General features: G+C 62.9%; 25 protein-coding genes, 3 pseudogenes and 1 other annotated feature. Of the genes and pseudogenes, 9 read left to right on the top strand and 19 right to left on the bottom strand.

Annotation, left to right across the window (positions count from 1 at the left end; translation table 11 throughout):
• Positions 1 to 6: 6 nt before the first annotated feature.
• Positions 7 to 1212, top strand: coding sequence for a cytochrome P450 (locus tag BKA16_RS23235; protein WP_183373420.1), 1206 nt, complete (start codon positions 7 to 9; stop codon positions 1210 to 1212).
• Between the two features lie 303 nt (positions 1213 to 1515).
• Here the strand turns inward: BKA16_RS23235 and BKA16_RS23230 are convergent.
• From BKA16_RS23230 to BKA16_RS23195, 7 genes and pseudogenes are all read right to left on the bottom strand, one after another.
• Positions 1516 to 2010, bottom strand: a pseudogene (locus BKA16_RS23230) (transposase); the annotation flags it as partial.
• Positions 2011 to 2066: 56 nt separating this feature from the next.
• Positions 2067 to 3278, bottom strand: a complete 1212-nt coding sequence (locus BKA16_RS23225; RefSeq protein WP_183370773.1) for an IS110 family RNA-guided transposase — start codon at positions 3276 to 3278, stop codon at positions 2067 to 2069.
• A 302-nt stretch (positions 3279 to 3580) separates the two neighbouring features.
• Complete coding sequence (locus tag BKA16_RS23220) at positions 3581 to 4003, bottom strand: IS3 family transposase (RefSeq protein ID WP_183373283.1); 423 nt, start codon at positions 4001 to 4003, stop codon at positions 3581 to 3583.
• Positions 3931 to 4042: a sequence feature (AL1L pseudoknot), on the bottom strand. (Overlaps the previous gene by 73 nt.)
• Entirely contained in the window at positions 4000 to 4314 is a 315-nt protein-coding gene (locus BKA16_RS23215) for a transposase (RefSeq protein ID WP_183373282.1), read from the bottom strand. (Overlaps the previous feature by 43 nt.) The genes BKA16_RS23220 and BKA16_RS23215 overlap by 4 nt, the downstream gene beginning before the upstream one ends.
• 340 nt (positions 4315 to 4654) lie before the next feature.
• A pseudogene (locus tag BKA16_RS23210) lies at positions 4655 to 5691 on the bottom strand (IS3 family transposase); the annotation flags it as partial.
• A gap of 56 nt (positions 5692 to 5747) precedes the next feature.
• Complete coding sequence (locus tag BKA16_RS24380; protein WP_183373359.1) at positions 5748 to 6125, bottom strand: winged helix-turn-helix transcriptional regulator; 378 nt, start codon at positions 6123 to 6125, stop codon at positions 5748 to 5750.
• 6 nt (positions 6126 to 6131) lie between these two features.
• Positions 6132 to 6884, bottom strand: a complete 753-nt coding sequence (locus tag BKA16_RS23195) for an MBL fold metallo-hydrolase (protein ID WP_183373358.1) — start codon at positions 6882 to 6884, stop codon at positions 6132 to 6134.
• 70 nt (positions 6885 to 6954) lie between these two features.
• Here BKA16_RS23195 and BKA16_RS23190 point away from each other — a divergent pair, with 70 nt between their 5' ends.
• From BKA16_RS23190 to BKA16_RS23180, 3 genes are all read left to right on the top strand, one after another.
• Positions 6955 to 8268 carry an ISL3 family transposase gene (locus BKA16_RS23190; protein WP_183373294.1) on the top strand — a complete coding sequence of 438 codons (1314 nt, stop codon included), beginning with the start codon at positions 6955 to 6957 and terminating at the stop codon, positions 8266 to 8268.
• 144 nt (positions 8269 to 8412) lie between these two features.
• Positions 8413 to 9726 (top strand): ISL3 family transposase, encoded by a 1314-nt coding sequence (locus BKA16_RS23185; RefSeq protein WP_183373294.1) that lies wholly within the window; start codon positions 8413 to 8415, stop codon positions 9724 to 9726.
• A 144-nt stretch (positions 9727 to 9870) separates the two neighbouring features.
• Positions 9871 to 11184, top strand: a complete 1314-nt coding sequence (locus BKA16_RS23180; RefSeq protein ID WP_183373294.1) for an ISL3 family transposase — start codon at positions 9871 to 9873, stop codon at positions 11182 to 11184.
• Positions 11185 to 11447: 263 nt separating this feature from the next.
• On the opposite strand, the gene BKA16_RS23175 is transcribed toward BKA16_RS23180, so the two are convergent.
• From BKA16_RS23175 to BKA16_RS23145, 7 genes are all read right to left on the bottom strand, one after another.
• Positions 11448 to 11645, bottom strand: coding sequence for a hypothetical protein (locus BKA16_RS23175; RefSeq protein WP_183373357.1), 198 nt, complete (start codon positions 11643 to 11645; stop codon positions 11448 to 11450).
• Positions 11646 to 11701: 56 nt separating this feature from the next.
• Positions 11702 to 11920: an antitoxin VbhA family protein gene (locus BKA16_RS23170; protein WP_183373356.1), complete on the bottom strand. Its 219-nt coding sequence runs from the start codon at positions 11918 to 11920 to the stop codon at positions 11702 to 11704.
• A 41-nt stretch (positions 11921 to 11961) separates the two neighbouring features.
• Positions 11962 to 12513: a hypothetical protein gene (locus BKA16_RS23165; protein WP_183373355.1), complete on the bottom strand. Its 552-nt coding sequence runs from the start codon at positions 12511 to 12513 to the stop codon at positions 11962 to 11964.
• 117 nt (positions 12514 to 12630) lie between these two features.
• Complete coding sequence (locus BKA16_RS23160; RefSeq protein ID WP_183373354.1) at positions 12631 to 13308, bottom strand: hypothetical protein; 678 nt, start codon at positions 13306 to 13308, stop codon at positions 12631 to 12633.
• Positions 13309 to 13322: 14 nt separating this feature from the next.
• Positions 13323 to 13589, bottom strand: coding sequence for a glutaredoxin-like protein NrdH (nrdH, locus tag BKA16_RS23155; protein WP_183373353.1), 267 nt, complete (start codon positions 13587 to 13589; stop codon positions 13323 to 13325).
• A 270-nt stretch (positions 13590 to 13859) separates the two neighbouring features.
• Complete coding sequence (locus BKA16_RS23150; protein WP_183373352.1) at positions 13860 to 14156, bottom strand: hypothetical protein; 297 nt, start codon at positions 14154 to 14156, stop codon at positions 13860 to 13862.
• Between the two features lie 164 nt (positions 14157 to 14320).
• Positions 14321 to 14797 carry a PaaI family thioesterase gene (locus BKA16_RS23145; RefSeq protein WP_006896186.1) on the bottom strand — a complete coding sequence of 159 codons (477 nt, stop codon included), beginning with the start codon at positions 14795 to 14797 and terminating at the stop codon, positions 14321 to 14323.
• Positions 14798 to 14911: 114 nt separating this feature from the next.
• Between BKA16_RS23145 and BKA16_RS23140 the strand changes: the two genes are divergently transcribed.
• Positions 14912 to 15538 carry a TetR/AcrR family transcriptional regulator gene (locus BKA16_RS23140; protein WP_006896187.1) on the top strand — a complete coding sequence of 209 codons (627 nt, stop codon included), beginning with the start codon at positions 14912 to 14914 and terminating at the stop codon, positions 15536 to 15538.
• Positions 15539 to 15624: 86 nt separating this feature from the next.
• Complete coding sequence (locus tag BKA16_RS23135; RefSeq protein WP_006896188.1) at positions 15625 to 18666, top strand: MMPL/RND family transporter; 3042 nt, start codon at positions 15625 to 15627, stop codon at positions 18664 to 18666.
• A gap of 38 nt (positions 18667 to 18704) precedes the next feature.
• On the opposite strand, the gene BKA16_RS23130 is transcribed toward BKA16_RS23135, so the two are convergent.
• Positions 18705 to 19928: an IS110 family RNA-guided transposase gene (locus tag BKA16_RS23130; protein ID WP_006896189.1), complete on the bottom strand. Its 1224-nt coding sequence runs from the start codon at positions 19926 to 19928 to the stop codon at positions 18705 to 18707.
• Between BKA16_RS23130 and BKA16_RS24225 the strand changes: the two genes are divergently transcribed.
• Complete coding sequence (locus BKA16_RS24225; protein ID WP_343067640.1) at positions 19881 to 20951, top strand: DUF3800 domain-containing protein; 1071 nt, start codon at positions 19881 to 19883, stop codon at positions 20949 to 20951. The two genes, BKA16_RS23130 and BKA16_RS24225, sit on opposite strands and share 48 nt — an antisense overlap.
• A gap of 494 nt (positions 20952 to 21445) precedes the next feature.
• Positions 21446 to 22370: pseudogene (locus tag BKA16_RS23120) on the top strand (IS5 family transposase).
• On the opposite strand, the gene BKA16_RS23115 reads toward BKA16_RS23120, so the two are convergent.
• The 3 genes from BKA16_RS23115 to BKA16_RS23105 all read right to left on the bottom strand — a co-directional run bounded on the left by BKA16_RS23115 (position 22367) and on the right by BKA16_RS23105 (position 24468).
• A complete protein-coding gene (locus BKA16_RS23115) occupies positions 22367 to 23845 on the bottom strand; it encodes a ParB/RepB/Spo0J family partition protein (RefSeq protein ID WP_183373350.1) in 1479 nt (492 codons plus the stop codon). The pseudogene BKA16_RS23120 and the gene BKA16_RS23115 sit on opposite strands and share 4 nt — an antisense overlap.
• A gap of 90 nt (positions 23846 to 23935) precedes the next feature.
• Positions 23936 to 24199 carry a hypothetical protein gene (locus BKA16_RS23110; protein WP_183373349.1) on the bottom strand — a complete coding sequence of 88 codons (264 nt, stop codon included), beginning with the start codon at positions 24197 to 24199 and terminating at the stop codon, positions 23936 to 23938.
• Positions 24200 to 24216: 17 nt separating this feature from the next.
• On the bottom strand, positions 24217 to 24468 hold the full coding sequence (locus BKA16_RS23105; protein WP_183373348.1) for a hypothetical protein: 252 nt from the start codon (positions 24466 to 24468) through the stop codon (positions 24217 to 24219).
• A 646-nt stretch (positions 24469 to 25114) separates the two neighbouring features.
• Between BKA16_RS23105 and BKA16_RS23100 the strand changes: the two genes are divergently transcribed.
• Entirely contained in the window at positions 25115 to 25546 is a 432-nt protein-coding gene (locus BKA16_RS23100; protein ID WP_183373347.1) for an Hsp20 family protein, read from the top strand.
• Between the two features lie 231 nt (positions 25547 to 25777).
• Here BKA16_RS23100 and BKA16_RS23095 read toward each other — a convergent pair whose 3' ends face one another.
• The gene (locus tag BKA16_RS23095) at positions 25778 to 26329 is read right to left on the bottom strand and encodes a GAF domain-containing protein (RefSeq protein ID WP_246372631.1); all 552 of its coding nucleotides are present in this window, start codon (positions 26327 to 26329) and stop codon (positions 25778 to 25780) included.
• Between the last annotated feature and the right edge of the window lie 154 nt (positions 26330 to 26483).

Genomic DNA, 26483 nt, shown 5'->3' with positions numbered 1-26483 from the left:
TACCACATGACGACTCCCGTACTCACTCCTCCCGTCGTCGACGACGATCCGTACGCCGAGGAGCATCTGATCGATCGCCTGCCCGTGCAACAGCGGGTGCGTGAGGCCGGCCCGGTGGTCTACCTCAGCGCTTTGGACGTCTACGCCACCGGCCGCTACGACGTCATCCGGGAGGTGCTGGCCGACTGGCAACACTTCCATGTCGGAGCAGGCGTAGGATTGGCCAACTTCCACGTCGAAAAGCCCTGGAGACCACCGGCTCTACCTACCGAGGCCGACCCGCCCGTGCACGACGCACCCCGCCGTGTGCTGACCGAAGTGCTCAGCACACGGGTGCTGCGACGCCTGCGGTCCGAATGGCTCGCGGAAGCCGAACAGAGCGTCGACCAGGTGCTGGCCCGCGGCGGAGTCATCGACGCCATGAACGAGTTGGCCGCGCCGTTCCCGCTCAAGGTCTTTCCCGATGCAGTCGGATTGCCGCCTGAGCGACGCCGCGACCTACTCGCCTACGGTGATCTCGTGTTCAACGCTTTCGGTCCGCAGAACGCGCTCTTCGAGAAGAGCGCAACGCGGCTGACGCAACTGTCGGCGTGGGTCACCACATTGTGCCGACGCGAGAATCTCGCACCCGGAGGATTCGGCGCGAGCATCTGGGAGGCCGCTGACCGAGGTGAAATCACCTTGGAACAAGCCCCTTTGGTGGTTCGCTCGCTCGTCTCCGCGGGCATCGACACCACAGTGCACGGAATCGCAGCCATTCTGCACGCCTTCGCAACCCACCCAGAGCAGTGGCAGCTTCTACGTAAAGACCCGGGTCTTGCGCGGCGTGCATTCGATGAAGCTGTGCGATGGGCCTCACCCTTGCAGATCGTCTTCCACACCACCGGCGATGATCCCGTCGAGTTCCTCGGCACCACAATCGGCCCCCACCAGAAGATGATGCTCCTGATCGGAGCGGGCAACCGTGACCCACGGCGATGGGATGCACCAAACAACTTCGACCTGGGCCGCGATCCCTCCGGCCACGTCGGCTTCGGCATGGGCCTCCACCAGTGTGTCGGTCAACACGTCGCACGACTGGAGGCCGAAGTCCTGCTCACCGCCCTGGCTGACCGGGTCGAACACCTGGAGTTGGCCGGCACACCGGAACGGGGATACAACAACTCACTACAAACATGGAACACGCTTCCAGTGCGGCTCGTCCCTGCATGATGCCCGCCGGGGCACGCATTACCAGGGACAACACCAGGCCACACAGCAGCGCACACGAGCGGTCTCGCTGTTTCCTGGGGCCTTACGCTTCCAAGGGTGCGCGATGTGGGTCTCGTTCTGCGAGGTAGTTGGCGTACCAGTCCCACGCAACCTCGTTATGGCGGCGCTTGTCGACGTGAGCGTTGGCCGACCACGCAACGAGGTCGGCCGTCTGCACGAGCCGAGAAATCCCCGAGTTGAATCGCCCCGGGTTTGCTGGAGGCTCGGTTAGTTGGTTGAAGCGCCCTGGGTTTAGTTCCGTGGTTAGACGGTCGCGGGCGCGGTCGTCGTGGGGTGAGTGTACGACGCTTCGACCTCGGCGGGTGTCCGATAGTTGAGCGCTTCGTGCAGGCGCGTGTTGTTCCACCAGCTGACCCAGCCCAGCGTCGCAATCTCGACCGCGGTCACCGTTGGCCAGATCCGCTCACGGTGGATGAGTTCGGCCTTGTAGAGGCCGTTGACAGTCTCTGCCAGAGCATTGTCGTAGCTGTCGCCGACGGTCCCGACCGAGGCGCGCACGCCGGCGGTGATGAGCGCATCGGAGTACGCCAGCGATACGTATTGACTGCCGTGGTCGCTGTGGTGGATCAGACCGCCGCCAGTCTTGTGCACTTTCGTGGTGATCAGTGCTTGCTCGAGGGCCTGCATCGGCAGAGACTGCGTGTGCAGAGTCGCCGCGACGGCCCAGCCTACGATCTTGCGGGTGCATACATCAGTGATGAACGCCGTGTAGCAGAAACCCGTCGGGATGCGAACATAGACATCCCACGCCAGTCAGATGTCAAGTAGGCAGTGGTGGTGGTTGGTGTTCGGGGTTACGCGGCGGCGGGTGTGGCAGCTCGCGGCCACGCGGCAGTGTCGTCCCAGGATTGATCGTGCTGCAGGCACCACCACAGGCGCCCGAGGAGCTTGTTGGCCAAGGCTCGCAGTGCGGCGTTGTGGTGGTCTCCGACAGCACGGCGATGGTCGTAGTACTCGCGGGCCGGCGCTGACCATGTCAGCGCTGCGAACGCCCACCAGTGGCAGGCATCGGCCAGACGCCTGTTGCGGACTTTGCGGGCCTTGACGTAGTGCGAGCGGCCTGACGCGATCGTCACCGGCGCTGTTCCTGCGAAAGATCGCAGTCCCGTTGGTGAGCTGAAGCGCTTTGGGTCATCGCCGATTTCGGCGAGAATACGCGCACCGAGAACACCTCCGAGGCCGGGGACCGAGTCGATGATGTCCGCTTGAGGATGCTCGGCGAATGCGGTGACGAGTTCACGCTCGAGCACTGCGACGGCATCGAGCATCGCCACGATGATCGCGACCAGACTGGCTACGGTATGACCTAAGGCCACCTCCACAGCATCCGGCTGCCGCAGCCCGGGGGCGTGCAGATCGCTATGGATCTGGGTTACCAGGGCGGGGTCGTTGCGTCGGCCAACCCTTTTGAGCGCGTTGCTGATCCGCGGGCGAGTCAGCTTCGCCGCATCCGTGGGGGTGGGCGCTATTGAAAGAACCTCCATCGCCGCTCGGTGCTTGAGCTTCGGAAATGCTTGCAACGCTTGAGGATAGAACTCCAGTAGCACCGAACGCAGCCGACTGATCGTCTGATTCTGCGCCCAGATCGCTTCCTGATGCTGACGCGCCAGCGCCTTGATCGCCTGCTGCTGCTCGCTGTTGGCTGGCAGCCGACGATGCTGGTGACGGTCAGTGCGCACGATGTCGGCGAGCACCGCGGCATCACGCGAATCGGACTTGTTGCCCGCCTGTCCGTGGCGTTCGCGGTACCGCGCGACGGCCCGCGGATTGATCGGATACACGGTGAAACCCGCGCCAGCCAACGCCACAACCAGAAGATTCTTATCGGTCTCGATCGCGATCGGCACGTCGTCCGCAGTGCCGCCATGGTCAGCGACCATCGCCAGGAGTTCGGCAAAACCGTTGGGGTCATGAGTGATTCGCCGACGTTCAATGATGAAGCCGGAGTCGTCCATCAACGCTATGTCGTGATGGTCCTCGGCCCAGTCGATACCGCACGTGATCATCGAGCACATCCTTTCCGATGCCATCCGCCAGTAGGTCCGGCGAATCGATGAGCTCGGAGAGCGGGCGGCGACCTAATGGCGGCACTCTCGGTGCGGCATCTCACAAGCCGAACACGCACCTCCGCGGCGGACTGATGGGGTCACCGTCTACGTTCAGACCTCGGCACGCATCCGTGAACTCAACTGTCAGTAATCACCCACCAGCAGCTCGGTTCAACCATGCACCGGAATCGGTAAAATCTCAGTGACCACCCACCAGCCGCCATGTCGTCCCGCCCAGATGTGCGGACCCGACACTCCCATTAGGTGATGTCGGCGACCCACAAGCGGTTCGGACCGGCCGCGGCGAACTCGCGCTTGACCAGATCCGGGCGGCCATCGGGCGACTCAGCTCGGGTGGTAGTCATAGGCGTGCGGCCCCGACGAACTCCGTGCAGGCCAGCGGTTTTCATTAGCCTGGCGGTCTGATCTCGACCGATGTCCCAGCCGGCTCGGCGCATCGCGTGATGCATCTTGCGGTATCCGTACACGCTGTAGTTCTCGGCGTGAATCCGCTGCATGTCCTCGATCAGCATTCGATCACGCACCGCTCGAGTGCTGGCCGGACGGGATTTCGCGGCTCGATAGCCACGGGAGGTGAGAAACCCACAATCTGCCGTCTGGAGTACCCGGCAGATGGCCTCGACCCCGAACTGATCGCGGTACGTGTCGATGAACGCGATCATTTCGTCGTGGGGCGGTCGAGTTCCGCGGCGAAAAACGCCGACGCCGCTTTCAAGATCTCGTTCGCTCGGCGTGATTCGGCCAGTTCGCGGCGAAGTCGGCGATTCTCCTGCTCGAGCGACTCCTGCGGGTCGGCGTGTGCGTCGGTCGGACCGTAACGGTTGCACCAGATCCGCAGGGTTTCCACACCGACCCCCAGCTGCGGCGCCACAGCGCGGATCGACTCTGCTCGCGGGCCCCCTTCCAGGGCCTGACGGTCGTAGACCATCCGTACCGCGCGGTCGCGGGTCTCCGCACTGAACTTCTTAGGCATGTTTCCGATTCTCCTTCATCAGACTCGGAACTAAACCCAGGGCGCTTCAGGTTCCAGCGTTTGCGGGGACCGGGTTCTCACGGTAGCTGGTGACGGTGTGGGTCGACCAGTAGGCGCTCTCGTACTGCATGTCAGCAAGCGCGATGAGCCGGTAACCCGCTCACCTTCACATCCTGGGGCCGCCCCGTCTGCGACTGTCAGTGTCGCGGCGGGGCGGCCTCGTCGTGCGTGAGGCTGGCGGTGCAGCGCGCTTGCGCACGATGTCCTCAGCCGAGTGACGCTTGCGTCCTGCCATGTTATTCATCGTCCCTTCTCTGCCCTCATCAGGGCAATCAGGACTCTAAAACAACCTGGACCGGTTCACGGGGGACACGCCAGGGGTGATGTTGCCGATCGCGGAGTGGCGCCTTCGGGTGTTGTAGCGGTTCGCCCACCGGAACACCGATCGGTATGTAGTGGCCTGGTCGCCGAACGCCGGACGGCCCTCGAGGAGTTCGCGTTTGAGCGCGGCGTTGAAGCTCTCCGCGAGTGAGTTGTCGGCACTCGACCCGACCGCACCCATGGACTGGATGACCTTCAACCGCTTGCAGAGGTTGACGTAGGCCTTCGAGGTGTAGACGCTGCCGTGGTCCGAGTGGAACACGGCGCCGGCCAGGGAACCCCGCTCACGCACCGCGGCGCGGAGAGTGTCCTCGACGAGTTCGGTGCGCATGTGGGCGGCGATCTGCCAGCCGGTAAGCTTGCGTGAGCCCAGGTCGATGCAGGTGGCGAGGTAGAGGTTCGAGCCGTCCGCGATCGGCAGGTAGGTGATGTCGCCCACGTAGCGGCGGCCGGGCTCGCCGACGGAGAAGTCGCGTTCGATGAGGTCGGGGAACCGGTGCCCGGACTGGTCCGGGATCGTCGTCTTCACACGGCGACGCAACCGGATCCCCGCGAACTGGTGCTCACCCATCACCCGCGCGACCCGCTTGTGGTTCACCCGTTCGGCCGCGGCAACGCCCTCGTTCAGGTCGGCTGTGACACGCGGTGCTCCGTAGGCGCGATCGCCGCCCTGTTCAGGGTCCTGCACTCGGCGGATCCGCGCCGCCAGGGCCTGATCCGCTGCGGCTCTGGCCTCCCGCCCGGGCGCGGCGGCCAGCCACGCGTAGAACGAGGACCTCGCGATCTCGATGACCTCACACAACCGCTTCACGCCGTAGGCGTCCTTGTGGTCCTCGACGAACTGGAAGCGGTTCACCAGTTCGTCTCCCCGGCGAAATACTTCGCCGCCTGACGGAGAATGTCCCGCTCCGTCTCAAGCTTGGTCCGCTCGGCCTTCGACGCTGCGAGCTCGTCCGCATCACCATCACGCAGTTCCAGGGCCGGGGCTGGAGTATTCGCCATAACCAATTCTCTCAACCCGACAACAATAAACTAATTAACGACACGCAACACTAGCGCCACGCTGCAGCATCAACAGAGATCGCCCAGCGATTGATCGCGACAAATACAGGCCACAATTCTTCGGCGCGATTTGTTAATCGATAACATTCACCGCGGGCATGGGGTTTGGCGACTAAACCCGCCCCCTCCAGTTCTCGCAACCTCTGCGAGAGAATCCGGTCGGTAATTCTAGGAATGTTCGAAGATATCTCATTGAAGCGCAACGGCTTAGCCATGAGTGCACGCAGAATCGCTAGAGCCCACCTACGGCTGAGTAGATCTGCGGCAGCGCCGAAGTATGGACACCACGGGAGCGTCAAGACCTGTTTGTCGGAAATCTCGTTAGATTCGTACGCTTCTCCAGTGACGCTCTGCGGAAGGTTGTTCACATCCGCCTAAGCACTCTGAAGAAGTATATCTGCACAGAACAAGGGGACGAACGGGTTAAGTCGCCCGGGGAACGCTTCGGTCATTGCTCTAAAGATTCCTTCTCTCGTGTTCTCCGTCGCAAGGACGCGCTCGGCGACCCCTAAATAGTCGCGGGTCTCAGCAAGAAGCTTCCCAGCCTCGTCCGACCGACTATAGTCCCTGTGTCCAGCAATAATTATTTCAGGCTCGAGACTCTCGACAAGGTCGATCGCGCTCCGCCAAGCTGCAAACCCTCCCCCCGGTGCCTCAGCAAACATTTGGTGAACGTTGTTGTACACAACGTCACCTGCTACAACTAAATTCAATGGTGCTACGTGCAACACTGTCGTATCGTCGCCGTCCGAGTGCCCCACGCTATGTATACTGAATTCGTAGTCCCCAACCCGCACAATGTTTCGTTCCGGAGTCAGCACCTCGAAACCAAAGGTTTCAGCTGGCGGAATCGGCTCTTGAAACAGCACCGCCCACTGATCACGGAAGCTCTCCCCGTTCGCGCGTTGACTCTCAATATCGGCTTTCACCTCGGGAGCTGAAATAATCTGCACCCCCGGGAAGTGTCCTGCAATATATCCTGCGGATATCCAATGATCAAAGTGTCCGTGCGAGAGATAAATGTACCGTAGCGTCACCTCTTTGCCTAATATCCATTCGACAAGCTTATCTGGCTCTTCGGATGTGAGAGTGCGTAGCTGGTGATCGTCGGCGGGAGCAGTGACCACAACATGTAGGCGGGTCCTGTGGTGCGAGAATGGAAGTTCTCACACAAACCCTCTCGAACGCACAGGACCCATGCACCAGCCTACTTCTGATGTTGCTGACACGATCTGCCGGACGGTCGAGCTCGGCGTCACGATCACCGACGCCGCCGTCGACTCGGCCGACCGCACCCACATCTGGTGCCGGGTTCTCGATCCTGATCAACACTGTCCGGCCTGCGGAATCGCCGGCCGCCTGCGTGATCACACCGAACGTGTCGTCACCGACATCCCCGCGGCCGGGCATCCGGTCCTGCTGCGTATCGCAGTCCCCCGATTCGTGTGCGAGACCGTGGACTGTGCGAGGTCGATCTTCCGTGCCGACATCACCGGCATCGTCGAGCCTCGAGCCGTGATGACCAGCAGGTGTGCCCGTTGGATCGTGCAACGCATCGTGGTCGACAAGATGAGCGTCGCGGCAGTCGCCGCCAACCTCGGGATCGCGTGGAAGGTCGTCAACCTGGCCGCCCTGTCCGCGGCACGCGCCCTGGTCTACACCGGCGCCCACCTCGACGGCGTCCGGCACCTGGGCGTCGATGAGCACAAGTGGAAACACGTCCGTGGGCACGGCGAGTCGAGTTGGGTCACCGTCCTGATCGACCTCACACCCGTGGTCGACGGGACCGGCCCGGCCCGGCTGCTCGACATGATCGCCGGCCGCTCCAAACAAGTGTTGAAAACGTGGCTCGACGGTCGTGACCAGGTGTTTCGTGATCGGGTGAAGGTCGTGGCGATGGACGGGTTCACTGGCTACAAGACTGCGACCGCCGAAGAGTTGCCGGCGGCGCGGATCGTGATGGACCCGTTCCACGTCGTGGCGTTGGCCGGGGACAAGCTCGATCGGTGCCGCACCCGGGTCCAGCAGGCCACGTGCGGGCATCGCGGCCGCACCGGTGATCCGCTGTACAAGATTCGGCGGATTCTGCGGACCCGCCCCGCGTTGTTGACTGACAAGCAGAAGATCACCTTGTTCGAGGCGTTGACCAGCCACGATGAGCACGCCGTCGTCGAGGTCACCTATCAGGTGTATCTGCAGGTGATCGCCGCCTACGAACATCCGCGACGGAGGGAGGGCAAGAAGTTGATGTTCAAGTTGCTCAAACGCATCCAGAAGGGTCTGCCCGACGGATTAGAGGAACTCGCCCAGCTCGGACGCACCTTGTGGTCACGCCGCGCCGAGATCCTCGCCTATTTCGACGTCGGCGTCTCCAACGGGCCCGTTGAAGCCGTCAACGGGCGCCTGGAACACCTGCGCGGGATCGCGCAAGGCTTCCGGAACCTCGACCACTACATATTTCGGTCCCTGCTGCACTCCGGTCAGCTCGCCGACCGCATCAACGCACTCTGAAATACGAAGAGCCATACCGGCTCTTCGGATGTGAGAGTGCGTAGCTGGTGATCGTCGGCGGGAGCAGTGACCACAACATGTAGGCGGGTCCTGTGGTGCGAGAATGGAAGTTCTCACACAAACCCTCTCGAACGCACAGGACCCATGCACCAGCCTACTTCTGATGTTGCTGACACGATCTGCCGGACGGTCGAGCTCGGCGTCACGATCACCGACGCCGCCGTCGACTCGGCCGACCGCACCCACATCTGGTGCCGGGTTCTCGATCCTGATCAACACTGTCCGGCCTGCGGAATCGCCGGCCGCCTGCGTGATCACACCGAACGTGTCGTCACCGACATCCCCGCGGCCGGGCATCCGGTCCTGCTGCGTATCGCAGTCCCCCGATTCGTGTGCGAGACCGTGGACTGTGCGAGGTCGATCTTCCGTGCCGACATCACCGGCATCGTCGAGCCTCGAGCCGTGATGACCAGCAGGTGTGCCCGTTGGATCGTGCAACGCATCGTGGTCGACAAGATGAGCGTCGCGGCAGTCGCCGCCAACCTCGGGATCGCGTGGAAGGTCGTCAACCTGGCCGCCCTGTCCGCGGCACGCGCCCTGGTCTACACCGGCGCCCACCTCGACGGCGTCCGGCACCTGGGCGTCGATGAGCACAAGTGGAAACACGTCCGTGGGCACGGCGAGTCGAGTTGGGTCACCGTCCTGATCGACCTCACACCCGTGGTCGACGGGACCGGCCCGGCCCGGCTGCTCGACATGATCGCCGGCCGCTCCAAACAAGTGTTGAAAACGTGGCTCGACGGTCGTGACCAGGTGTTTCGTGATCGGGTGAAGGTCGTGGCGATGGACGGGTTCACTGGCTACAAGACTGCGACCGCCGAAGAGTTGCCGGCGGCGCGGATCGTGATGGACCCGTTCCACGTCGTGGCGTTGGCCGGGGACAAGCTCGATCGGTGCCGCACCCGGGTCCAGCAGGCCACGTGCGGGCATCGCGGCCGCACCGGTGATCCGCTGTACAAGATTCGGCGGATTCTGCGGACCCGCCCCGCGTTGTTGACTGACAAGCAGAAGATCACCTTGTTCGAGGCGTTGACCAGCCACGATGAGCACGCCGTCGTCGAGGTCACCTATCAGGTGTATCTGCAGGTGATCGCCGCCTACGAACATCCGCGACGGAGGGAGGGCAAGAAGTTGATGTTCAAGTTGCTCAAACGCATCCAGAAGGGTCTGCCCGACGGATTAGAGGAACTCGCCCAGCTCGGACGCACCTTGTGGTCACGCCGCGCCGAGATCCTCGCCTATTTCGACGTCGGCGTCTCCAACGGGCCCGTTGAAGCCGTCAACGGGCGCCTGGAACACCTGCGCGGGATCGCGCAAGGCTTCCGGAACCTCGACCACTACATATTTCGGTCCCTGCTGCACTCCGGTCAGCTCGCCGACCGCATCAACGCACTCTGAAATACGAAGAGCCATACCGGCTCTTCGGATGTGAGAGTGCGTAGCTGGTGATCGTCGGCGGGAGCAGTGACCACAACATGTAGGCGGGTCCTGTGGTGCGAGAATGGAAGTTCTCACACAAACCCTCTCGAACGCACAGGACCCATGCACCAGCCTACTTCTGATGTTGCTGACACGATCTGCCGGACGGTCGAGCTCGGCGTCACGATCACCGACGCCGCCGTCGACTCGGCCGACCGCACCCACATCTGGTGCCGGGTTCTCGATCCTGATCAACACTGTCCGGCCTGCGGAATCGCCGGCCGCCTGCGTGATCACACCGAACGTGTCGTCACCGACATCCCCGCGGCCGGGCATCCGGTCCTGCTGCGTATCGCAGTCCCCCGATTCGTGTGCGAGACCGTGGACTGTGCGAGGTCGATCTTCCGTGCCGACATCACCGGCATCGTCGAGCCTCGAGCCGTGATGACCAGCAGGTGTGCCCGTTGGATCGTGCAACGCATCGTGGTCGACAAGATGAGCGTCGCGGCAGTCGCCGCCAACCTCGGGATCGCGTGGAAGGTCGTCAACCTGGCCGCCCTGTCCGCGGCACGCGCCCTGGTCTACACCGGCGCCCACCTCGACGGCGTCCGGCACCTGGGCGTCGATGAGCACAAGTGGAAACACGTCCGTGGGCACGGCGAGTCGAGTTGGGTCACCGTCCTGATCGACCTCACACCCGTGGTCGACGGGACCGGCCCGGCCCGGCTGCTCGACATGATCGCCGGCCGCTCCAAACAAGTGTTGAAAACGTGGCTCGACGGTCGTGACCAGGTGTTTCGTGATCGGGTGAAGGTCGTGGCGATGGACGGGTTCACTGGCTACAAGACTGCGACCGCCGAAGAGTTGCCGGCGGCGCGGATCGTGATGGACCCGTTCCACGTCGTGGCGTTGGCCGGGGACAAGCTCGATCGGTGCCGCACCCGGGTCCAGCAGGCCACGTGCGGGCATCGCGGCCGCACCGGTGATCCGCTGTACAAGATTCGGCGGATTCTGCGGACCCGCCCCGCGTTGTTGACTGACAAGCAGAAGATCACCTTGTTCGAGGCGTTGACCAGCCACGATGAGCACGCCGTCGTCGAGGTCACCTATCAGGTGTATCTGCAGGTGATCGCCGCCTACGAACATCCGCGACGGAGGGAGGGCAAGAAGTTGATGTTCAAGTTGCTCAAACGCATCCAGAAGGGTCTGCCCGACGGATTAGAGGAACTCGCCCAGCTCGGACGCACCTTGTGGTCACGCCGCGCCGAGATCCTCGCCTATTTCGACGTCGGCGTCTCCAACGGGCCCGTTGAAGCCGTCAACGGGCGCCTGGAACACCTGCGCGGGATCGCGCAAGGCTTCCGGAACCTCGACCACTACATATTTCGGTCCCTGCTGCACTCCGGTCAGCTCGCCGACCGCATCAACGCACTCTGAAATACGAAGAGCCGCCATACCGAACGCGGTGGTGTCTTGGCCGGACTGGCGAGGCGAGCCTGCCCACCCGTACACGTCTTGCAGAATGAATTGGTGGATGCGCTGTAGATGCGCGAAGTCGAAATCACCGGTCACCAGATTCGGGTGGCGCTCAAGTTGGTCAACGCGAATGTAGGCCGCGTGGCGTTCGTACTCGGCGAGCTCTGCCGGATCAGTAAAGCCGCGGAGGTTGGGTAGAACCTCCGCGGCTTTGCCTGGGTCATTCATCGGGTGCGTCGGGCAACGATCTCCGCATACATCCGATCTGCTTCTTGTTCTGCTGTGCTCTGTCCGCGCGCGACGCGGCGGGCCGCGGCGAGGTCTGCACCGGTCGGAGGCATACCGGCCATCACGTGGCCGGCGGTCGCTGCCGCAGTGGCGAGCTCGTCTGCCTCACGACTGGTCGTGATCGGTGATGCCATCACGTGTCCTTCCTCCTGGGTTACTCATATTCTACCTGCTAGATCGCGTATACGGGTCATCGATGACGTGCGGCCGCAGCCGCAATAACCTGCGCACGATATTCGTCCTCGGTCAGCTCACCGAGGGTGTGACGCACCAGGAGCTCAACATCGCTGCGGGTCGGTGTCCAGCCCTCAAGGATCCCGTTCGCAAAAGACTGGGATACCGCGCGCCGCTCGGCCGGGTTCAAGCGGTCGAGCAGGTCAGCGTGCTGCTGTTCAAACGTGAGGCTCATCAGAGCGATCCCTTCTCGTCACACCTGATCACGGGCGTGGCCTAGAGGTCGAAGAGTGCGTGTTGGCGTTGGTGCAGGTCGGCGACTCGGCGGTCGCTCGCGGCGGCGAGGAGGCGTGCGGTGTCTTCGGTGACGCCGAGCGTCTGCGCGACGAGAGACCAGCTACGACCCTCGTCGCGCAGCCGCGCGGCATCATCTTCGTCCTGCAACTGGGCAGCTGGTGTGGACACCGAATCCTCCCGTGTCCGGGGGTCATGTGCAGGGGTGCCCTGGATAGTCTCAGTCGAGGTTCCGGGAAGGTCGGGTAGTTCCCTGGCATGCAGATACACGTTGTCTCCGTGTCCGTCGGTGGTGGACAGGGTTGTTCGCGCGAACAGCGTCGCATCCGGCGCGGCGGCGGCAACCTTCTGGTATTCGAGTCCTCGGGCATGCCATCGGTCGATGCAGTCATCGCAGTTGCGGTGGGCCAGATAGTCGACGTTGATCCACACCGGGGTGTCGTCGTGGCGGATACACACCATGAGCGCTCGCGGTTCGGTGGGATGGCGGCGGGTCAAAAGGCGACCGCCCTCGTCGACGTACAGCTCGACCAAGGGCGACCGGTCGGTGACACTGGCGCACCCGGCGAGCAGGTAGGGGACTCGGAGTCCGCTGCGGTGGGTGGTGACGTGCTCGAGGTGGGTGGCGCGCATCGACGTGTGGTCCTCTCGTTACAGCCGGGCCAGGGCATCGGCGATGGCCAGGCGCCGGCGTTCGGCGTCTTGTTGGTGGTTGGTGAGGGTGCGCCAGTGTCCGGCGAGGTCGTCGGTGTCTGCCTCGGCCAGGGCGTGCTGCATCGTTGATAGGAGTGCGGTGTAGCCGCGGCGGTAGTAGGCGTCGACGATCGCGCGGGCGAGGTAGGGGACGTCGGCGCCGCCGGGTAGTGGACCGTGGCCGGTGGGTGCGGCGATGGCTAGGAGAGTCGGGCGTAGGCGTCGGTCGGTCATGCCGATGCGAGCGGCGAGGATGGCCGGGGTGACGGGGCTGCCTTCGTCGACGAGTTCGATCACGGTGGTGAACACGGTGGTGTGCGGTGCGTACAGGAAGAATGAGTGTAGGTGTGCCAGGGGGATGCGGGACTCGGCTGCCGTGCCGGCTGCGCGGTGCTGGTGATCACCGACGAGGGCGGCGATCGCTGCCGCGGTGTCCGGTGCCCAGACCAGGGACGTCAGGAACTCGAGCTCGCCGCGGATCTGCGCGTCGATGTCGTCGGTGGTGTCGTGGTCGTCGATGGTGTCGGCGGGGACGGTGTCGGGAAGGTCGACCGAGGCATCGTCGATACCTGTCGGGGTGTCATCGCCTGTGGTGCTGGCCGATTCGACCATCGGTGTCTGCTCGGTGCCGAACATGGCAGAACCTTTCTCTATGAGGCGACGCAGGGCGACGCTGCCACGGCGAGCTGCCGGATGCGTTCGGGGCGGAAGCCGGACCAGTGGGTGTCCTCGTCGACGACGACAACAGGGGCTTGCAGGTATCCCAAGCTCATGACGTAGTCGCGGGCATTCTCGTCGGCGGTGATATCGATCACTGTGTAGTCAATTTCGGCTTTGTCGAGTGCTTTATAGGTGGCGTTGCACTGGACGCATGCAGGCTTGGTGTAAACGGTGATGGTGGGAGTCTGTGCGCTCATTGCTTCGTATCCTGCCAGTGAGAGTCAAGCGATTCGTAGTGTGTCTTCTATTGTATTCGAATAAGGGGGTACAGGCAATAGGTGAACCGATATTATATGCCCGTTATGCGTACCCTTTTCCTGATATATGCCGCCGTCACGGGTGGCGGTTACTGTCAAATGAGTGGAGAGAAAGAATTGCCGCGAAATAAGGGAGCGAAGCGACCGCGTGGTGATTGTTTATCGGAGCGGTTTGACAGTAACCGGCAGCCGCTTGTGCCAATTCGGCGATCAGGGAATGGGCGGTGTAGTCCCGCCTATTCGTGTGAGGGTGAGTACCGGCGGTAGCCGGTTCGGCGCCTGAGCGTATGCGAGGGCACGGGGAGGCGCGGCCGTTGCGGCGGCGACGCGGTTGTGGTCGCGTGCGTTGACCGGGTCGGTGGACACGACGTTCACACGAGCGGACAGGATCGCCGGTCGTATCGGCTTGTAGTGGTGGGAGTACCGGCTGTGCCGGTTCGGACGCTGCGCGTGCCGGATGGCGCGCGTGAGCGACGATGCCGGTTGGCGGCCGGAGGTCGCAGGCATCGGTTAATCGTAGCGCTGGGTTCGGCAGGGCTGGTCTTGGCGCAAGGCTCGCGCGCAGTGCCCCTTGTTGACCACTCGGTTGGGATCTCAATGCGGGTGCGCAAGGATGGGCCAGCTGGTGGATGCGGGGCGACTCTTCTGCTTGGTGGCGTGCCTGGCGGTCGCTAGTCGGCCTGAAAGAATCTGGTGATGAGGTCTGCTGTGGCGCCCCAGTCTCCGTGACGAAGAAAATGACTCAAGTCGACCTTTACGAAGACCGCTTCTGCGGCGAAATAGGTTGTGTCGCCGACAGTACCGTTGGCTTCGATGAAGAGCGCGCGGTCGGTTTCGTCGACGAGGGAGGCGGTGATGTGCACGGGGGTGTGCAGTGGGACCGGGCGTCGATACTCCACGGTGAGGGTTCGGGTGACTGCGGGTGTCTCGGCGATCCACAGGGTGAAACCCATGATGTCATCGCATGCCGCTGAGATGGCTCCGCCGTGGGCGAGTCCCGGGGCTCCTGAGTGGCGCTCGTCGAATTGCAGGTCGGCGTAGACGTGGTCGCCGTGCAGGTGTACCTCGAGGTGCAGGCCATTGGGGTTGTCTTCGCCGCATCCCATGCACCATGGTGCGTGTGCTGGTAGTGGTTTGTCGCCCCTCATAAGTGACCTTTCTGAGCCTTCAATCGGTACCGCCACTGGCAGTTTCGCTCTGTTACCGACGGTATTGTTGTGCAGTCAGGGGTTCGTGATTTTGGCTATATAGGGAGTGGCCAGGTGGAAACCATCGATTCCGACGATGTTGACCCGAGGCGGGTTCGGTCGCGTCAGCGTTTGTTGGATGCTGCGGTGACCTTGCTGAACAGTGGCGGGGTCGAAGCCGTTACCGTGGAGGCGGTCACTCGACTGTCTCGTGTTGCTCGCACCACCTTGTATCGTCACTTCGAGAGCTCCACAGATCTGGTGGCGGCTGCCTTCGAGCGATTGTTGCCTCAGGCCGAGACCCCCGAGACGACGACGTCGATCCGTGATGACCTGCTGAAGCTGATGCAGCGGCAGGCTGAGCTTATTGAGCAGGCACCGCTGCAGTTGACGACGCTGGCATGGTTGGCAATGCTTCCCGAGCAGCCCCGGCAATCCGGGCAATCCGACGGGGATCAGAACGCGCTCGCGCCACTGCGTCGTCGAGTCGTCGAGCAGTATCGAGAACCATTCGATCGAGTTTTGACGAGTGACGTGGCCACGGCGGAGCTCGGCGACCTCGATTTGACCATGGCAGTCACTCAACTGGCGGGCCCCCTTGTCTTTGCCAAGCTCACGGGCATTCGGTCGATGACCGTTGGCGATCTCGAACAGCTTGTCGACGATTTCCTCATGGCCCACCGGCGACACCAAACCTCCTGACCTCCTTCCCCATCTACGGTACTGCTAGTACCGTAACGATACCGTCGGTTTCGTAGACGGGCTGGGTCGAGGGTGAGGTGCTGCGTATGGTGGTCCAACGTCCAAGTGGTGGGCGCTTGGCGGCGCGCCGGTTGGCGGAACGCAGCGAGTACAGCACGACATTGGGGCGGTTGGCACGGTTCACCTTGGCGCACAGATTCCTCGTCATCGGGGCGTGGGTGGCTGTGGGTATCGTCTTGGCGATACTGTTTCCCCAGCTGGAGACGGTGGTGCGGCAGCAGTCTGTTGATCCGATCCCTGCTGGGGTTCCATCGTTTCAAGCACTCGATCAGATGGGTGGTGCGTTCGGTGAGAAGGGCGCCAAGACCACTGTTTTCGTGACCATGGAGAACCCGAACGGGTTCACCGACGTGGCGCGGGAACGCTACGACATGCTCGTTCTGCAGTTGCGCGAAAATTTCGACGATGTGCAGTCAGTGCGGGATTTGCTCTCCGATCCGACGACGGCCGGCCAGGCCTTGAGTGAGGACGGGCAAGCCTGGTACTTGCCTGTCGGGGTCACCGGAACTTTGGGAGGGCCAACGGCCACGCATGCTGTGGAGACCGTGCGCCAAACCGCGCAGCGCGTGTTTGACGGTACGGACACCACTGTCCATGTCACCGGGCCGACGGCCACTTTCAGTGACCAGATCGTCAGTGCTGAAAGCGATTTAGTCGTGATCACTGTGGCGACGGTGGCGCTTATCGCGATCATTCTGTTGATCGTTTACCGATCGCTGTTCACCGCGCTGGTGCCGTTGTTGGTGATCGGTGTCAGCCTCGGCGTGGGCCGCGGGGTCTTGTCCGCACTCGGCGAACTCGGTATGCCGGTATCGCAGTTCACCGTCGCGTTCATGACCGTCATCCTGCTCGGAGCCGGGGTCGACTACTCAGTCTTTTTCATCAGTCGCTATCACGAACGGCTACGCCAGGACGCTACCACTGAGGTTGCGCTCGTGGACGCGACAGCAACTATCGGACGGGTCATCCTGGCTTCAGCTGCCACGGTGGCGCTGGCCTTTTTGGCGATGGTGTTTGGTCAGCTGAGCGTGTTCTCCACCTTGGGTCCGGCATGCGCGATCGCCATCCTCATCGGATTCCTCGCCACGGTCACCCTGCTACCACCGGTGTTGCTGTGGGCGGCGCGATTCGGCTGGGGCGCACCCAGACGAGATCTGACCCGAAAGTACTGGAATCGCGTCGCCGTGCTCGTCGTGCGGCGTCCTGTGCCTCTGCTGGCACTAACCCTGGTCGGGCTAATCGTGCTTAGCGTCTTCGCGATGGGCATCCAGATCACCTTCGACGATCGTGAGGGGCAGCCCGCGACAACCGACAGCAACGAAGGCTACGCGTTGCTCGACCGTCATTTCCCTCAAGACGTCACTATCACTGAGTTCCTCGTTGTAGATGCACCGATCGATCTCCGTACTGCCAGCGGGCTGGCCGATCTTGAGCAAATGGCCTCACGTGTATCCCAGATCCCCGGAGTGACTCGAGTCATCGGTGTTACCCGTCCCACCGGGGACAAGCTCGAGCAAGCCGAGCTGTCCTGGCAGAACGGTCAGATCGGGGACCGGCTGGCGGGTGCGGTCGACGATGGCCAGAACCGCCGAGGTGACCTCGAACAGCTCCGTACCGGCGCATTCCAACTCGCCGACGGGCTTACTCAGCTCGACACCCAGGTACGCACCAACTTGGCCCCCCTGGCCGGCATCCTCGATCAGGCAAGCACAGCAGGGCAGCAAATTCAGCAGTACCAGCCGATACTCCGCCAACTCGCCGCATCTGCACCAGCGCTCGATCGCGCTTCTCAGAATGCCCCACAGCTGGCCGCGCTCACCCGCCAAACATCTGCAGCCCTGGCAACAGTGACCTCGATCCTGCCCATCCTCGATAATGCGCCCTGGTGCACCCAAGTCCCGCAGTGCGCAGCTCTGCGCGCGCAGACCCGCAATCTCGACGCCCTACTGAGCAACGGGACCCTCGACCAGATCGCCACGCTGTCAACACAACTCGCGCAGCTGGATACACCGATCTCAACAGTCACCGACCAACTCACTTCCACCGTCAACTCACTGGGCTCCACGCTGGGAAGCATCAGCAGCCAAGACCTTCCCGGCAAGCTCACCCAACTGCAAACAGGTATCAGTCAACTCGCGGCGGGATCACGCCAACTCGCCGCCGGTGTATCCGCGCTGATCGACAGCAACCTTCAACAACTCGCCGGGATGGCCGCGCTAGCCACACAACTACAAACCTCCGCCCGCGAGACCGCCGGAACAAACTCAGCAACCGGCTTCTACCTCCCACCTCAGGCCAACGCAGACCGCCGTTTCGTCGACGTCGCTCGCCAGTTCGTCTCGCCCGACGGCCATACCGTGCGCTACGCAATACAAACCAGCTTCGACCCCTACAGCACCGAGGCCATGCAACTGGCCGACACAATCACCGATGTCGCACTCGCCGCCAGACCGAACACAACCCTGCAGGACTCCAACATCGCGATAGCCGGGTTCCCCGCCATCAACGCCGATCTGCAACGTCTACTCACCGAAGACTTCCGACTCCTAGCGTTGGCCACCCTCACCATCGTCGGCCTGATCCTGATACTCCTACTCCGAGCACTCATCGCGCCGCTATACCTTCTGGGCACCGTCATACTCAACTACACCGCGGCACTGGGTATCGGTGTCCTGATCTTTCAACACATCCTCAAAACCGATATCGCCTGGCCCGTACCACTACTGGCCTTCATAGTCCTCGTCGCGGTCGGCGCCGACTACAACATGCTTCTTATCTCTCGCCTACGCGAAGAATCCCAAAACAACATCCGCATCGGCGTCCTGAGAACCGTCACCAACACCGGATCAGTCATCACCTCGGCCGGCCTCATCTTCGCTGCCAGCATGTTCGGACTCATGGCCGGATCCATCTCGATCATGACCCAGGTCGGACTCATCATCGGCATCGGCCTGCTGCTCGACACCTTCATCGTCCGCACCATCGTTGTGCCGACCATCGCCACACTTGTCGGCAGAGCAAGCTGGTGGCCGAGTACCCGAACCGACACGCATCCAGTGTCCCGCTAGTACGCACGCACGTGCCGAGATCTGACCGGCCCCGCCAGTCATCCAGCCATCGCGCCCACCTCATCGACTGACACCCGCTCGACGGTCGGCCGCGGCAACCACACCCTACCGTCGCGGATCAGTGCCCAGACCACGTCAACCAGACGTCTAGCGAGAGCGATGAGAGCGTGGACGTGGGAACGCTTCTCGCGTCGTTTGCGCTGGTAGAACTCGCGGGACGGGCCGTCGCGTTGCGAGCTGTTGAGTGCGGCCATGTAGAACACCTTGCGAAGTCCTCTGTGGTAACGCTGGGGTCTACGCAAGGCTCCCCGGCGGTTACCGGAGTCGTGCGGTACCGGAGCAAGACCGGCGTAGGCGGCGAGTCTGGCGGGCGAGCCGAACGAAGTGAGGTCGCCGCCGGTGATCGCGACGAGCTCAGCGCCGCTTCGGGTGCCGATGCCTGGCACGGATTCGAGAATCCGTGCGTGACGGTGGCGGCGGAACACCTCGGTGATCTGCTTATCCAGGTCGGCGATCTGACGGGTCAGCATGACCAACGAGGTAGCCGCGTGTTGCACCAGTAGGGCTGTGGTCGCCTCGCCAGGCAGGGTGACGGTCTGCGCGGCCGCCGCGGCACGGGCTTTGTCGATCATCTTCGGGATCGTGGGTCGGCGGACGCCGTGACTGCGCAGGTGGTCGTAGATCTCGTCGTCAGAGACCGCAGCGATCGCAGATGGCGTGGCGAAGCGGGTGAGGAACGTTAGACCGGTCAGTGTCGAGTAGTCGAAACACCGTTCTAGTGCAGGGAAGATGCGGGTCAGCAGGCCGCGCAGGCGGTTGATGCCTCGCGTACGTTCAGCGACGAGGTCGTTGCGATGTCCGGTCAGCAGGTCGAGTTCGATCGCGACGTCGTCGGGCGCCGAGACGGTGGCGAGATCGCCACGTAGGCGGGCTGTCTGGGCGATCACGACCGCATCGCGGGCATCGGTCTTGCCCTCACCCGCGAACGCACCGGTCATGCTGTGCACGACCCGGCCGGGCACGTAGCGGATCTGCTGGCGCCGCGCAGCCAGCACACCCCTCAGCAGCGCCGATTCCGGTGCGGTCATGTCGATCGCCCACACCACGAATTTCATGTCGGCGACCCGGTCCATGAGCGCTTCGATCGCCGGTTGATCGTTGGGAAGCCGCCGAGACCACAGCACCGTTCCCGCCTCATCGACCGCGGCGGCGTGATGCGCATGCCGACCGACATCAATTCCTACCCAGATCTTTTCGTCCATACTGTCCTTCCGTGTGCGGTTGGCTCGTCAGGGTGGTTTCGCCGGCACACCTTTACACAGCGACAAGTTCGCGAACACATCTCAATCAGCGGCCGAAACGACCCGTCACGGTCCGGGGTGACCTTCCACGCCAAGCCACCAGCGACAACAGGTGATTGTCGAGCCACGCCCCGAACCGCGGACGAACGTCCGAGGCGACCGCCCCGGACGTACTCCAACGTAAAGGTGATTGTGCGGGAGCAGCGTTTGTGCGGTAGGGCTTGGTGCCGCGGTAGCTCTGATTCTGTATGTCCTGGTTCACCTGTAAGCTGCCGATATATGACTACTCTTGACAGGCTGATTTATATGGATGACTCAGGTCATCCACCTTCCGGTCTTGCCGTCTATGGGTGGGTCGAGTTTCGCCCAGATAGGTGGACGTCTGTTCTATCTTCGTGGCTGAGTTTGCGGAAGATGTTGTGGCGAGAATTCACTATTCCAGTGTCTACCGAGCTTCATGCAACGGAATATGTTAATGGTCGCGGACGTATCTCTAAGAGAATTCCAGATCGCCATGTCCATAACGGCACGCCGTATTTGAAGGACTTTGGTAGGGAGGTCGCAGAGCATTGTCTGGAGACCCTTCGGTGCACGGAAGGTTTGAGGGCGGGGAGCGTGTGGATGGTCGGTGAACCTCGGGAGTTGCACGAGTCGAAGCGCCGCCTTTACGCGTCTTTGGTATCGCGGATCGAGCGAGAGTTGAGCGCCACTCATTCTCTGGGACTCGTGGTGATGGATGGCGATGGTAGTGATACCTCGTATCGCGGGGTTCATCGTCAGTTGAAGTTGGATTCGCGGCGGATCATTGAGGACGCGATTCATCTGGATTCGTCTGGTTCCCAGCTGGTGCAGATGGCTGACTTGGTGGCCTACAGCGCGTATATGGCGGTAGCCAAACCACCTATGCACGAGTTCGCGTGGCGCTGGTACGAGAGGTTTCTGTCCGAGCGTGATCCGTTGAGGGCACCGCAGAGGTTGTTGTGAACTTCGCTTAGATACAGCGAGACCCCCTTATCCACGTGTGGTGGGGGGGTCTGCATTTGAAATTGTAGCACGGTCTCAACTCGGAGTGTTGTTACTGGTCACGGCGTCGTTCGCGGCGATGTGGAATGTCGTTGCGCGGTTGCTGGCCGGTAGGTAAGGGGCGCTCGGAGCGTTAGCGGAGAGCGGCCCTCACCTACATGGAGGTGTTTGTGCGACCGTGGGTCGGTCCGTGTCGCGGGTACCCGCGGCGTAGTGTGCGGCGGTTGCCGGAGCGGTAGCGGAGGTGGTCGTCGTGCGCTGAGGATGAGGTGCGGCCCGGAGGGTCGCTCCGTTGTCGACCGGAGGTCGAGAGTGTGTCGGCCCTCGATGGGCCGACACACACAGTTCGCCGGCAAGATGGCCGGGTGAGGGTGTGTGCCTCGCCCGGCCATCTGTTGGTTAGGGCGTGTCTCCTAAGTGTGGGGGTGCTTGGCGGGCATGCTGTTTCGGTGGCGATGACGTCTTCGAGGTATCAGGTCTTCACCGATGAGCAGTGGGCGCGGATCGAACCACTGTTGCCGTCGAATGTGGGTAGAGCAGCGCGGCCGTTTGGTGATCATCGGCGAGTGGTCGAGGGCATTGCCTATCGGTACCGGACGGGTATTCCGTGGCGGGACTTGCCTCGTGAGGTGTTCGGGCCGTGGCAGACGGTGTGGAAGCGGCATCGCCGCTACGCCCAGGACGGTACGTGGGACCGTGTGTTGGCACACGTGCTCGCCGAGGCTGATGCGGCTGGGCGGATCGACTGGAACCTGTCAGTGGATGCGACGATCGCGCGTGCGCATCAGCATGCGACAAACACCCCGCGCCCGGATCAGGACACAGGGGGCAGCATCGAATCACAAGAACCTCGCCCTTGACGGAGGTGAACCCGCAGGTCACGGGATCGGTAGGTCGCGGGGCGGGTTGACCACGAAAATTCATCGCGCCGTGGACGGCCGGGGACGACCGTTGGTGAACATCGTGACCGGTGGTCAACGTAACGACGGGGCGATGCTCGCCGAGGTCCTCGCCGATATCTACGTTCCGCGGATCGGTGCCGGTCGGCCGCGGACTCGCCCGGACGCGGTCCTGGCTGATAAGGCTTATGCGACTGGCGTCAACCGGACCATCCTGCGAGGCAAGCAGATCGCAGTGGTGATCCCGGAGAAGTCCACCCAGGTCAACTCTCGCAAGAAACGCGGCCGCAATGGTGGCCGTCCACCGTCGTTCGACGCCGAACGCTACAAGGACCGAAATGTTGTCGAGCGCTCCTTCGCCTGGTCCAAGCAATGGCGGGGACTGGCCACCCGCTACGACAAACTCGCGATCACCTACCGCGCCGGCGTCACTTTGAACGCCATCCTCAACTGGCTACAGCATTTGGGAGACACGCCCTAGTCGAGGTCGATGGTGTCGGGGTCGAGGGTTCCGGTCATGGCCTTCTCGATGTCGGTGAGGGTGTACCCGGTGACTTCGTCGAGAAAGTCGAGGTATGCGGTCCTACCTCGGCGTGAGTAGGTCTCGCGCCAGGAGTCTTTCGCGATGGTCGATTCGTATGCTCCGAGGACGACGGCGAGGCCGATGAGCTGTGCCCGGTCAGCGGTCGCGGCGGCGAGAATTTCGGGGACCTGCTCTTTCTTGTCGATGCCGAGCATGTCTGCGGTGATCTTCTCGGCGTCGCCATCTTGGCGGAATGTGCCGAACATGGTGTGTCGGCTCCACATGGTTTCGGCGATGAACTGGGCGATCGCGGTCTTGTGGTCCTTGGGGAGTGTCTTGCGGGTGAGCCAGCTCGTGATGTGGGCCAGGCGTACTTCTCGGGCTGTGGTGGCTTTCTTGTTGAGGGCTTTGACGCGGCGCATGGTGGCGCGCTTGTCCTGGGCTTCGGCTTCGGCGCGTGCAGCTGCTCGGGCGGCTTCGGCGTCGAGGTCGATGTCATCGCCCGGGTTGTGGTCGGGGTGCAGCCGCTTCCACTCGTGTTCGTACATGAGGCCGATCTGTGTGGCGTCGCGGACGCGCCACTCGATCGTGGCATCGACGTGGGTGTCGCCGACCTCGTTTCCGTCGGTGTCGTAGCAGGCGTTGTGCTCCTCGACCACGATGTAGGCCAGGCGGTGGGCGGCGGGTACGTCGTCGAGGGTTGCCGGGGTTCCGGCCTCGGTGACATAGCGGGTCAGACTCGGCGCGCGGCCCCACGGGTCGGTGCTCGTCCATTCGATCCCGTCGTCGAGGGGCGCGGCGACCTCGGCGACGGCCTCGCGCTGAGCGGTGGTGTCCTCTAACCATTGGGCGGTGTGGGCGAATCCGCCTTCGCCGTCTTCTTCGAGAGCGTCCAGCAGTCGGTCGACGGCTTCGCTGTCGTGGTCCCACTTGGCGAGGATCGCGGCCTGGTCCAAGGTCAGGTCGGGGTGGGTGTCGAGCTGGTCGAGAGCGTTCCGGCTTGTCACTGCGGTCAGGGTGTGGTCGATGTCCGCTTTCTTGCTGCGGATCTTCGTCGCGGACAGTCCGGCTAGGGACAGTTGTTCGATCGCGCGTGCGCGTTCGCTGCGGCGTAGTTCGGTGCGGTGTTCGTTGGTGATGAACTGGGTGCTGATGCGCTCGATGTCGGCTTCGTCGGCGGTGAGGGCGTCGTCGCGGCCCATGATGTAGACCGGGATCGTGGCCAGGTTCGCCTCGCGTGCTGCCAGGGTCCGGCGCTGGCCGTCGATGACGGTCACCGTGCCGTCGGTGTCGAGGTAGGCCAGGACCGGTACCAGGACGCCGTCGCGGACCGAGTCGACGAAATCGGTGTCGAGGCTGGGGGGTTCGCGGATGTTGTCGGCGATGACAACAGTGGTCGGGTCGACGGTGCGGGTTTCGATGATGCTGGTCATGGTGTGCCTTTCGGATCGTTTACCGTGGTGGGTGGTCGTCCGGTCCGGGTCCTGCGGACCGGACGACCGTTTCTCTAGAGGGGGAGCGGGTTAGAACAGATCGCCGTCGGCGCGCCATTCATCGATGGCGTCGAGGGCGGCATCGTGGGCGGTGGTGCCCGATTCCCAGGCGTCTCGCCACGCGAGGTCGGGCATATCGCGGTGGCCCAGGCCGATACGACGGGCCAGGCGACGATCGACATCGACGAGCCAGAGCGCGAACTGCGGGTCGCCCCCGGCCTGCTCAACCAGCTCGGGGTACTGGGCGATGAGTCGGTCGATGACCTCGGTGGGGTACATGATTGCTGCGGTCACGGTGGTGTCCTTTCGGGTTAGAGGGTGGTGACCCAATCGGCGTCACCGATCTGGGGTTCGCGGCAGGCCGCGCAGTCCCACTCGACGGTGTCGGGAACGGGGTTCGTGCCGGTGTGCACGAGCATCCCGGCGGCGTCGACGAACGTCTCGACGAGCCGGGAAATCTGGGGGTCGAACGCAAAGCCGCCCATGTCGGCGTTGACGATCGCGGCGGCGCATCCGTCGCATAGCGGGTAGTTGTCCGTTGCGGTGTTCGCGAGCTGGGTCATGGCGTGGCCTCCGAATGTTGTCAGGTGCGGTTTGTGTTGATACCGGAGTTCTTTTCGCTGAGGAGAGAGGCCGCAAGGGATGAGCGGGAAGAATGTCCGCGATATAAGGGAGCGCAGCGACCGCGTGGACATTGTTTCCGAGCCGTAGGCCGAGGAGCGCAGCGACGAGTCACGCCCTTGCGGGCGACCGACGAGGTGAAAATAATGGAGGGGTCAACACAAACGACCAGGTATTGATGGTCGTTCATCAGTACCGGCGGAGCCGGTTCCATTCAGTTCGATGCGGTCCCGGCCGGAGGCTGTGCCCGACCCGCCCGGGACGGCGTAGCCGTACCGCCGGCACCGGCCGCGGGCAGCAGAAGGCCCCACACACCCGGTCTCACTTGACGTTCTGCAGGAGTCGCGTCATGCGCTCCGCCGCGTCGCGCATGACGTCTCCGTACGACTTCGAGTCACCGCCGGGCCAATAGCGCGACAGGAAGAGCCGTGATCGGCAGTGAGTCGAGACGACACCGTGTGCGGTCCGGTTGTTGACGACAAGTTGCTTGGCACTCTCATGGTCCGAGTGCTAGAGTTGAGTGTGCAACGATCAAGTTAACGCCTTGGTTGGTGACAGCCAGGGCACTGGTTTCTGGAGGTGTCTGCTGTGCTTCGTTTCGATCCATTCTCGCAGTTGGATGCGTTGACCTCGAGCTACCTGGAAGGGGAGCGCCGTCGTGGTCCGGCGTTCATGCCGATGGATCTGTGCAAGGTCGACGATCATTACCTACTGACCGCTGATCTGCCGGGGGTTGATCCGGGCTCGATTGATCTCGATGTGGATCGCGGCGTGTTGACGGTGTCTGCCCAGCGGTCGGTCCGGTCGGCTGAATCGGTGCAATGGATGACCACCGAGCGATTCTCCGGGTCGCTGCGTCGGCAGATCGCACTCGGTGATGGCGTCGATGCGGGCAAGATCAGTGCCAGCTATGACAACGGCGTGCTTAGTGTGACAATCCCGCTCGCTGAAGCGGCCAAACCCCGCAAGATCTCGGTCGAGCACGATAGCCAGCCACGCGAACTGACCGCCGCCGAATAGAGCACTCGAGGTAGGTTCGATCAGCAGGACGCCCGACTCTTTACCAGAAGGAGTCGGGCGTTCTACTTGTTTCGCCAGGGCAGGAGTTCAGAACGAAGAAGCAAATCAGGTGCAGGGGTGCCGGGGTATTACGGTCGCTCAGCGCGGTCTGATACGCCGAGAACTGCATCGACCATGTCGACGCACTCGCTGAGACGTCGCGAGTACGAGGTCATACCCGTCTCAGTGGCGTCATATCGCCCGTCGTCGGTGACGCGATACATGAAATGCTCCGAGAGCTCCATAGGCGGCGCTGTCGAACTGTTCCTCGCGGCGGGCACTGGACAGGGCGATCGCGGCGTGGCTGGCAAGGTTGAGGGCGAGTGCGACCGAGTCGCGGGTGAACGCTCCTGTTGTCTCTGCGTAGAGGTTGAGCGCTCCCAGCTCTTGGTCGGTGGCGTAGAGCTCGATGGCCAGACTCGACCGGACAGGCGTGTGGTGACGCACCGCGGTGAGAAACGTCGGCCATCGTTCGTCGCGGGTCATGTCCTCGACCAGGACTGTGGTGTTGTCCCAGATCGCGTTGAAGCATGGTCTCTCGCCGTGTTCGTGTTGCAGTCGGTCGACGGTTTCGGGAAGGGGCCGGTGGCGGCGGTGGATTCGAGTTCGACGCGGCGACCTGTGCGTGGTTGCCGCGGGCGAGGGTGATCCCGGCGTGCGCAACACCAGGGATGAGTTCTGTGGCCGACCTAGTGACCTCTCCGAGCACTTCAGCAGGCATCGCCGTCCGTCGGGGCGCTCCATGCAGGGCTCGCGCCAGCCGGGCTATTTCACCGCGGGGGACTGCCACTGCGCAGATGGTCCCCTACGGTGCAGATTCGGTCCTTAGTGAAAGTGACCGATCCCCCTAGGCTTTCCGTTGTGATGAATACCTCAGTGATCAGCGCAAGTGAAGGCC

The organism is Gordonia humi (assembly GCF_014197435.1).
Lineage (GTDB): Bacteria > Actinomycetota > Actinomycetes > Mycobacteriales > Mycobacteriaceae > Gordonia > Gordonia humi.
The sequence above is the reverse complement of the archived record's forward strand: the minus strand, read 5'-3'. Positions and strand labels throughout refer to the sequence as shown.

Coding starts and splice junctions, on each gene's coding strand:
- BKA16_RS23175 (WP_183373357.1), bottom strand. CDS start 11,645: ATGGCATCACCGATCACGACCAGTCGTGAGGCAGACGAGCTCGCCACT.
- BKA16_RS23135 (WP_006896188.1), top strand. CDS start 15,625: ATGGTGGTCCAACGTCCAAGTGGTGGGCGCTTGGCGGCGCGCCGGTTG.
- BKA16_RS23185 (WP_183373294.1), top strand. CDS start 8,413: ATGCACCAGCCTACTTCTGATGTTGCTGACACGATCTGCCGGACGGTC.
- BKA16_RS23145 (WP_006896186.1), bottom strand. CDS start 14,797: ATGAGGGGCGACAAACCACTACCAGCACACGCACCATGGTGCATGGGA.
- BKA16_RS24225 (WP_343067640.1), top strand. CDS start 19,881: ATGCGCATGCCGACCGACATCAATTCCTACCCAGATCTTTTCGTCCAT.
- BKA16_RS23225 (WP_183370773.1), bottom strand. CDS start 3,278: ATGATCACGTGCGGTATCGACTGGGCCGAGGACCATCACGACATAGCG.
- BKA16_RS23160 (WP_183373354.1), bottom strand. CDS start 13,308: ATGTTCGGCACCGAGCAGACACCGATGGTCGAATCGGCCAGCACCACA.
- BKA16_RS23095 (WP_246372631.1), bottom strand. CDS start 26,329: ATGGAGCGCCCCGACGGACGGCGATGCCTGCTGAAGTGCTCGGAGAGG.
- BKA16_RS23130 (WP_006896189.1), bottom strand. CDS start 19,928: ATGGACGAAAAGATCTGGGTAGGAATTGATGTCGGTCGGCATGCGCAT.
- BKA16_RS23215 (WP_183373282.1), bottom strand. CDS start 4,314: ATGCCTAAGAAGTTCAGTGCGGAGACCCGCGACCGCGCGGTACGGATG.
- BKA16_RS23170 (WP_183373356.1), bottom strand. CDS start 11,920: ATGAGCCTCACGTTTGAACAGCAGCACGCTGACCTGCTCGACCGCTTG.
- BKA16_RS23105 (WP_183373348.1), bottom strand. CDS start 24,468: ATGACCCAGCTCGCGAACACCGCAACGGACAACTACCCGCTATGCGAC.
- BKA16_RS23150 (WP_183373352.1), bottom strand. CDS start 14,156: ATGCCTGCGACCTCCGGCCGCCAACCGGCATCGTCGCTCACGCGCGCC.
- BKA16_RS23220 (WP_183373283.1), bottom strand. CDS start 4,003: ATGATCGCGTTCATCGACACGTACCGCGATCAGTTCGGGGTCGAGGCC.
- nrdH (WP_183373353.1), bottom strand. CDS start 13,589: ATGAGCGCACAGACTCCCACCATCACCGTTTACACCAAGCCTGCATGC.
- BKA16_RS23190 (WP_183373294.1), top strand. CDS start 6,955: ATGCACCAGCCTACTTCTGATGTTGCTGACACGATCTGCCGGACGGTC.
- BKA16_RS23115 (WP_183373350.1), bottom strand. CDS start 23,845: ATGACCAGCATCATCGAAACCCGCACCGTCGACCCGACCACTGTTGTC.
- BKA16_RS23180 (WP_183373294.1), top strand. CDS start 9,871: ATGCACCAGCCTACTTCTGATGTTGCTGACACGATCTGCCGGACGGTC.
- BKA16_RS23235 (WP_183373420.1), top strand. CDS start 7: ATGACGACTCCCGTACTCACTCCTCCCGTCGTCGACGACGATCCGTAC.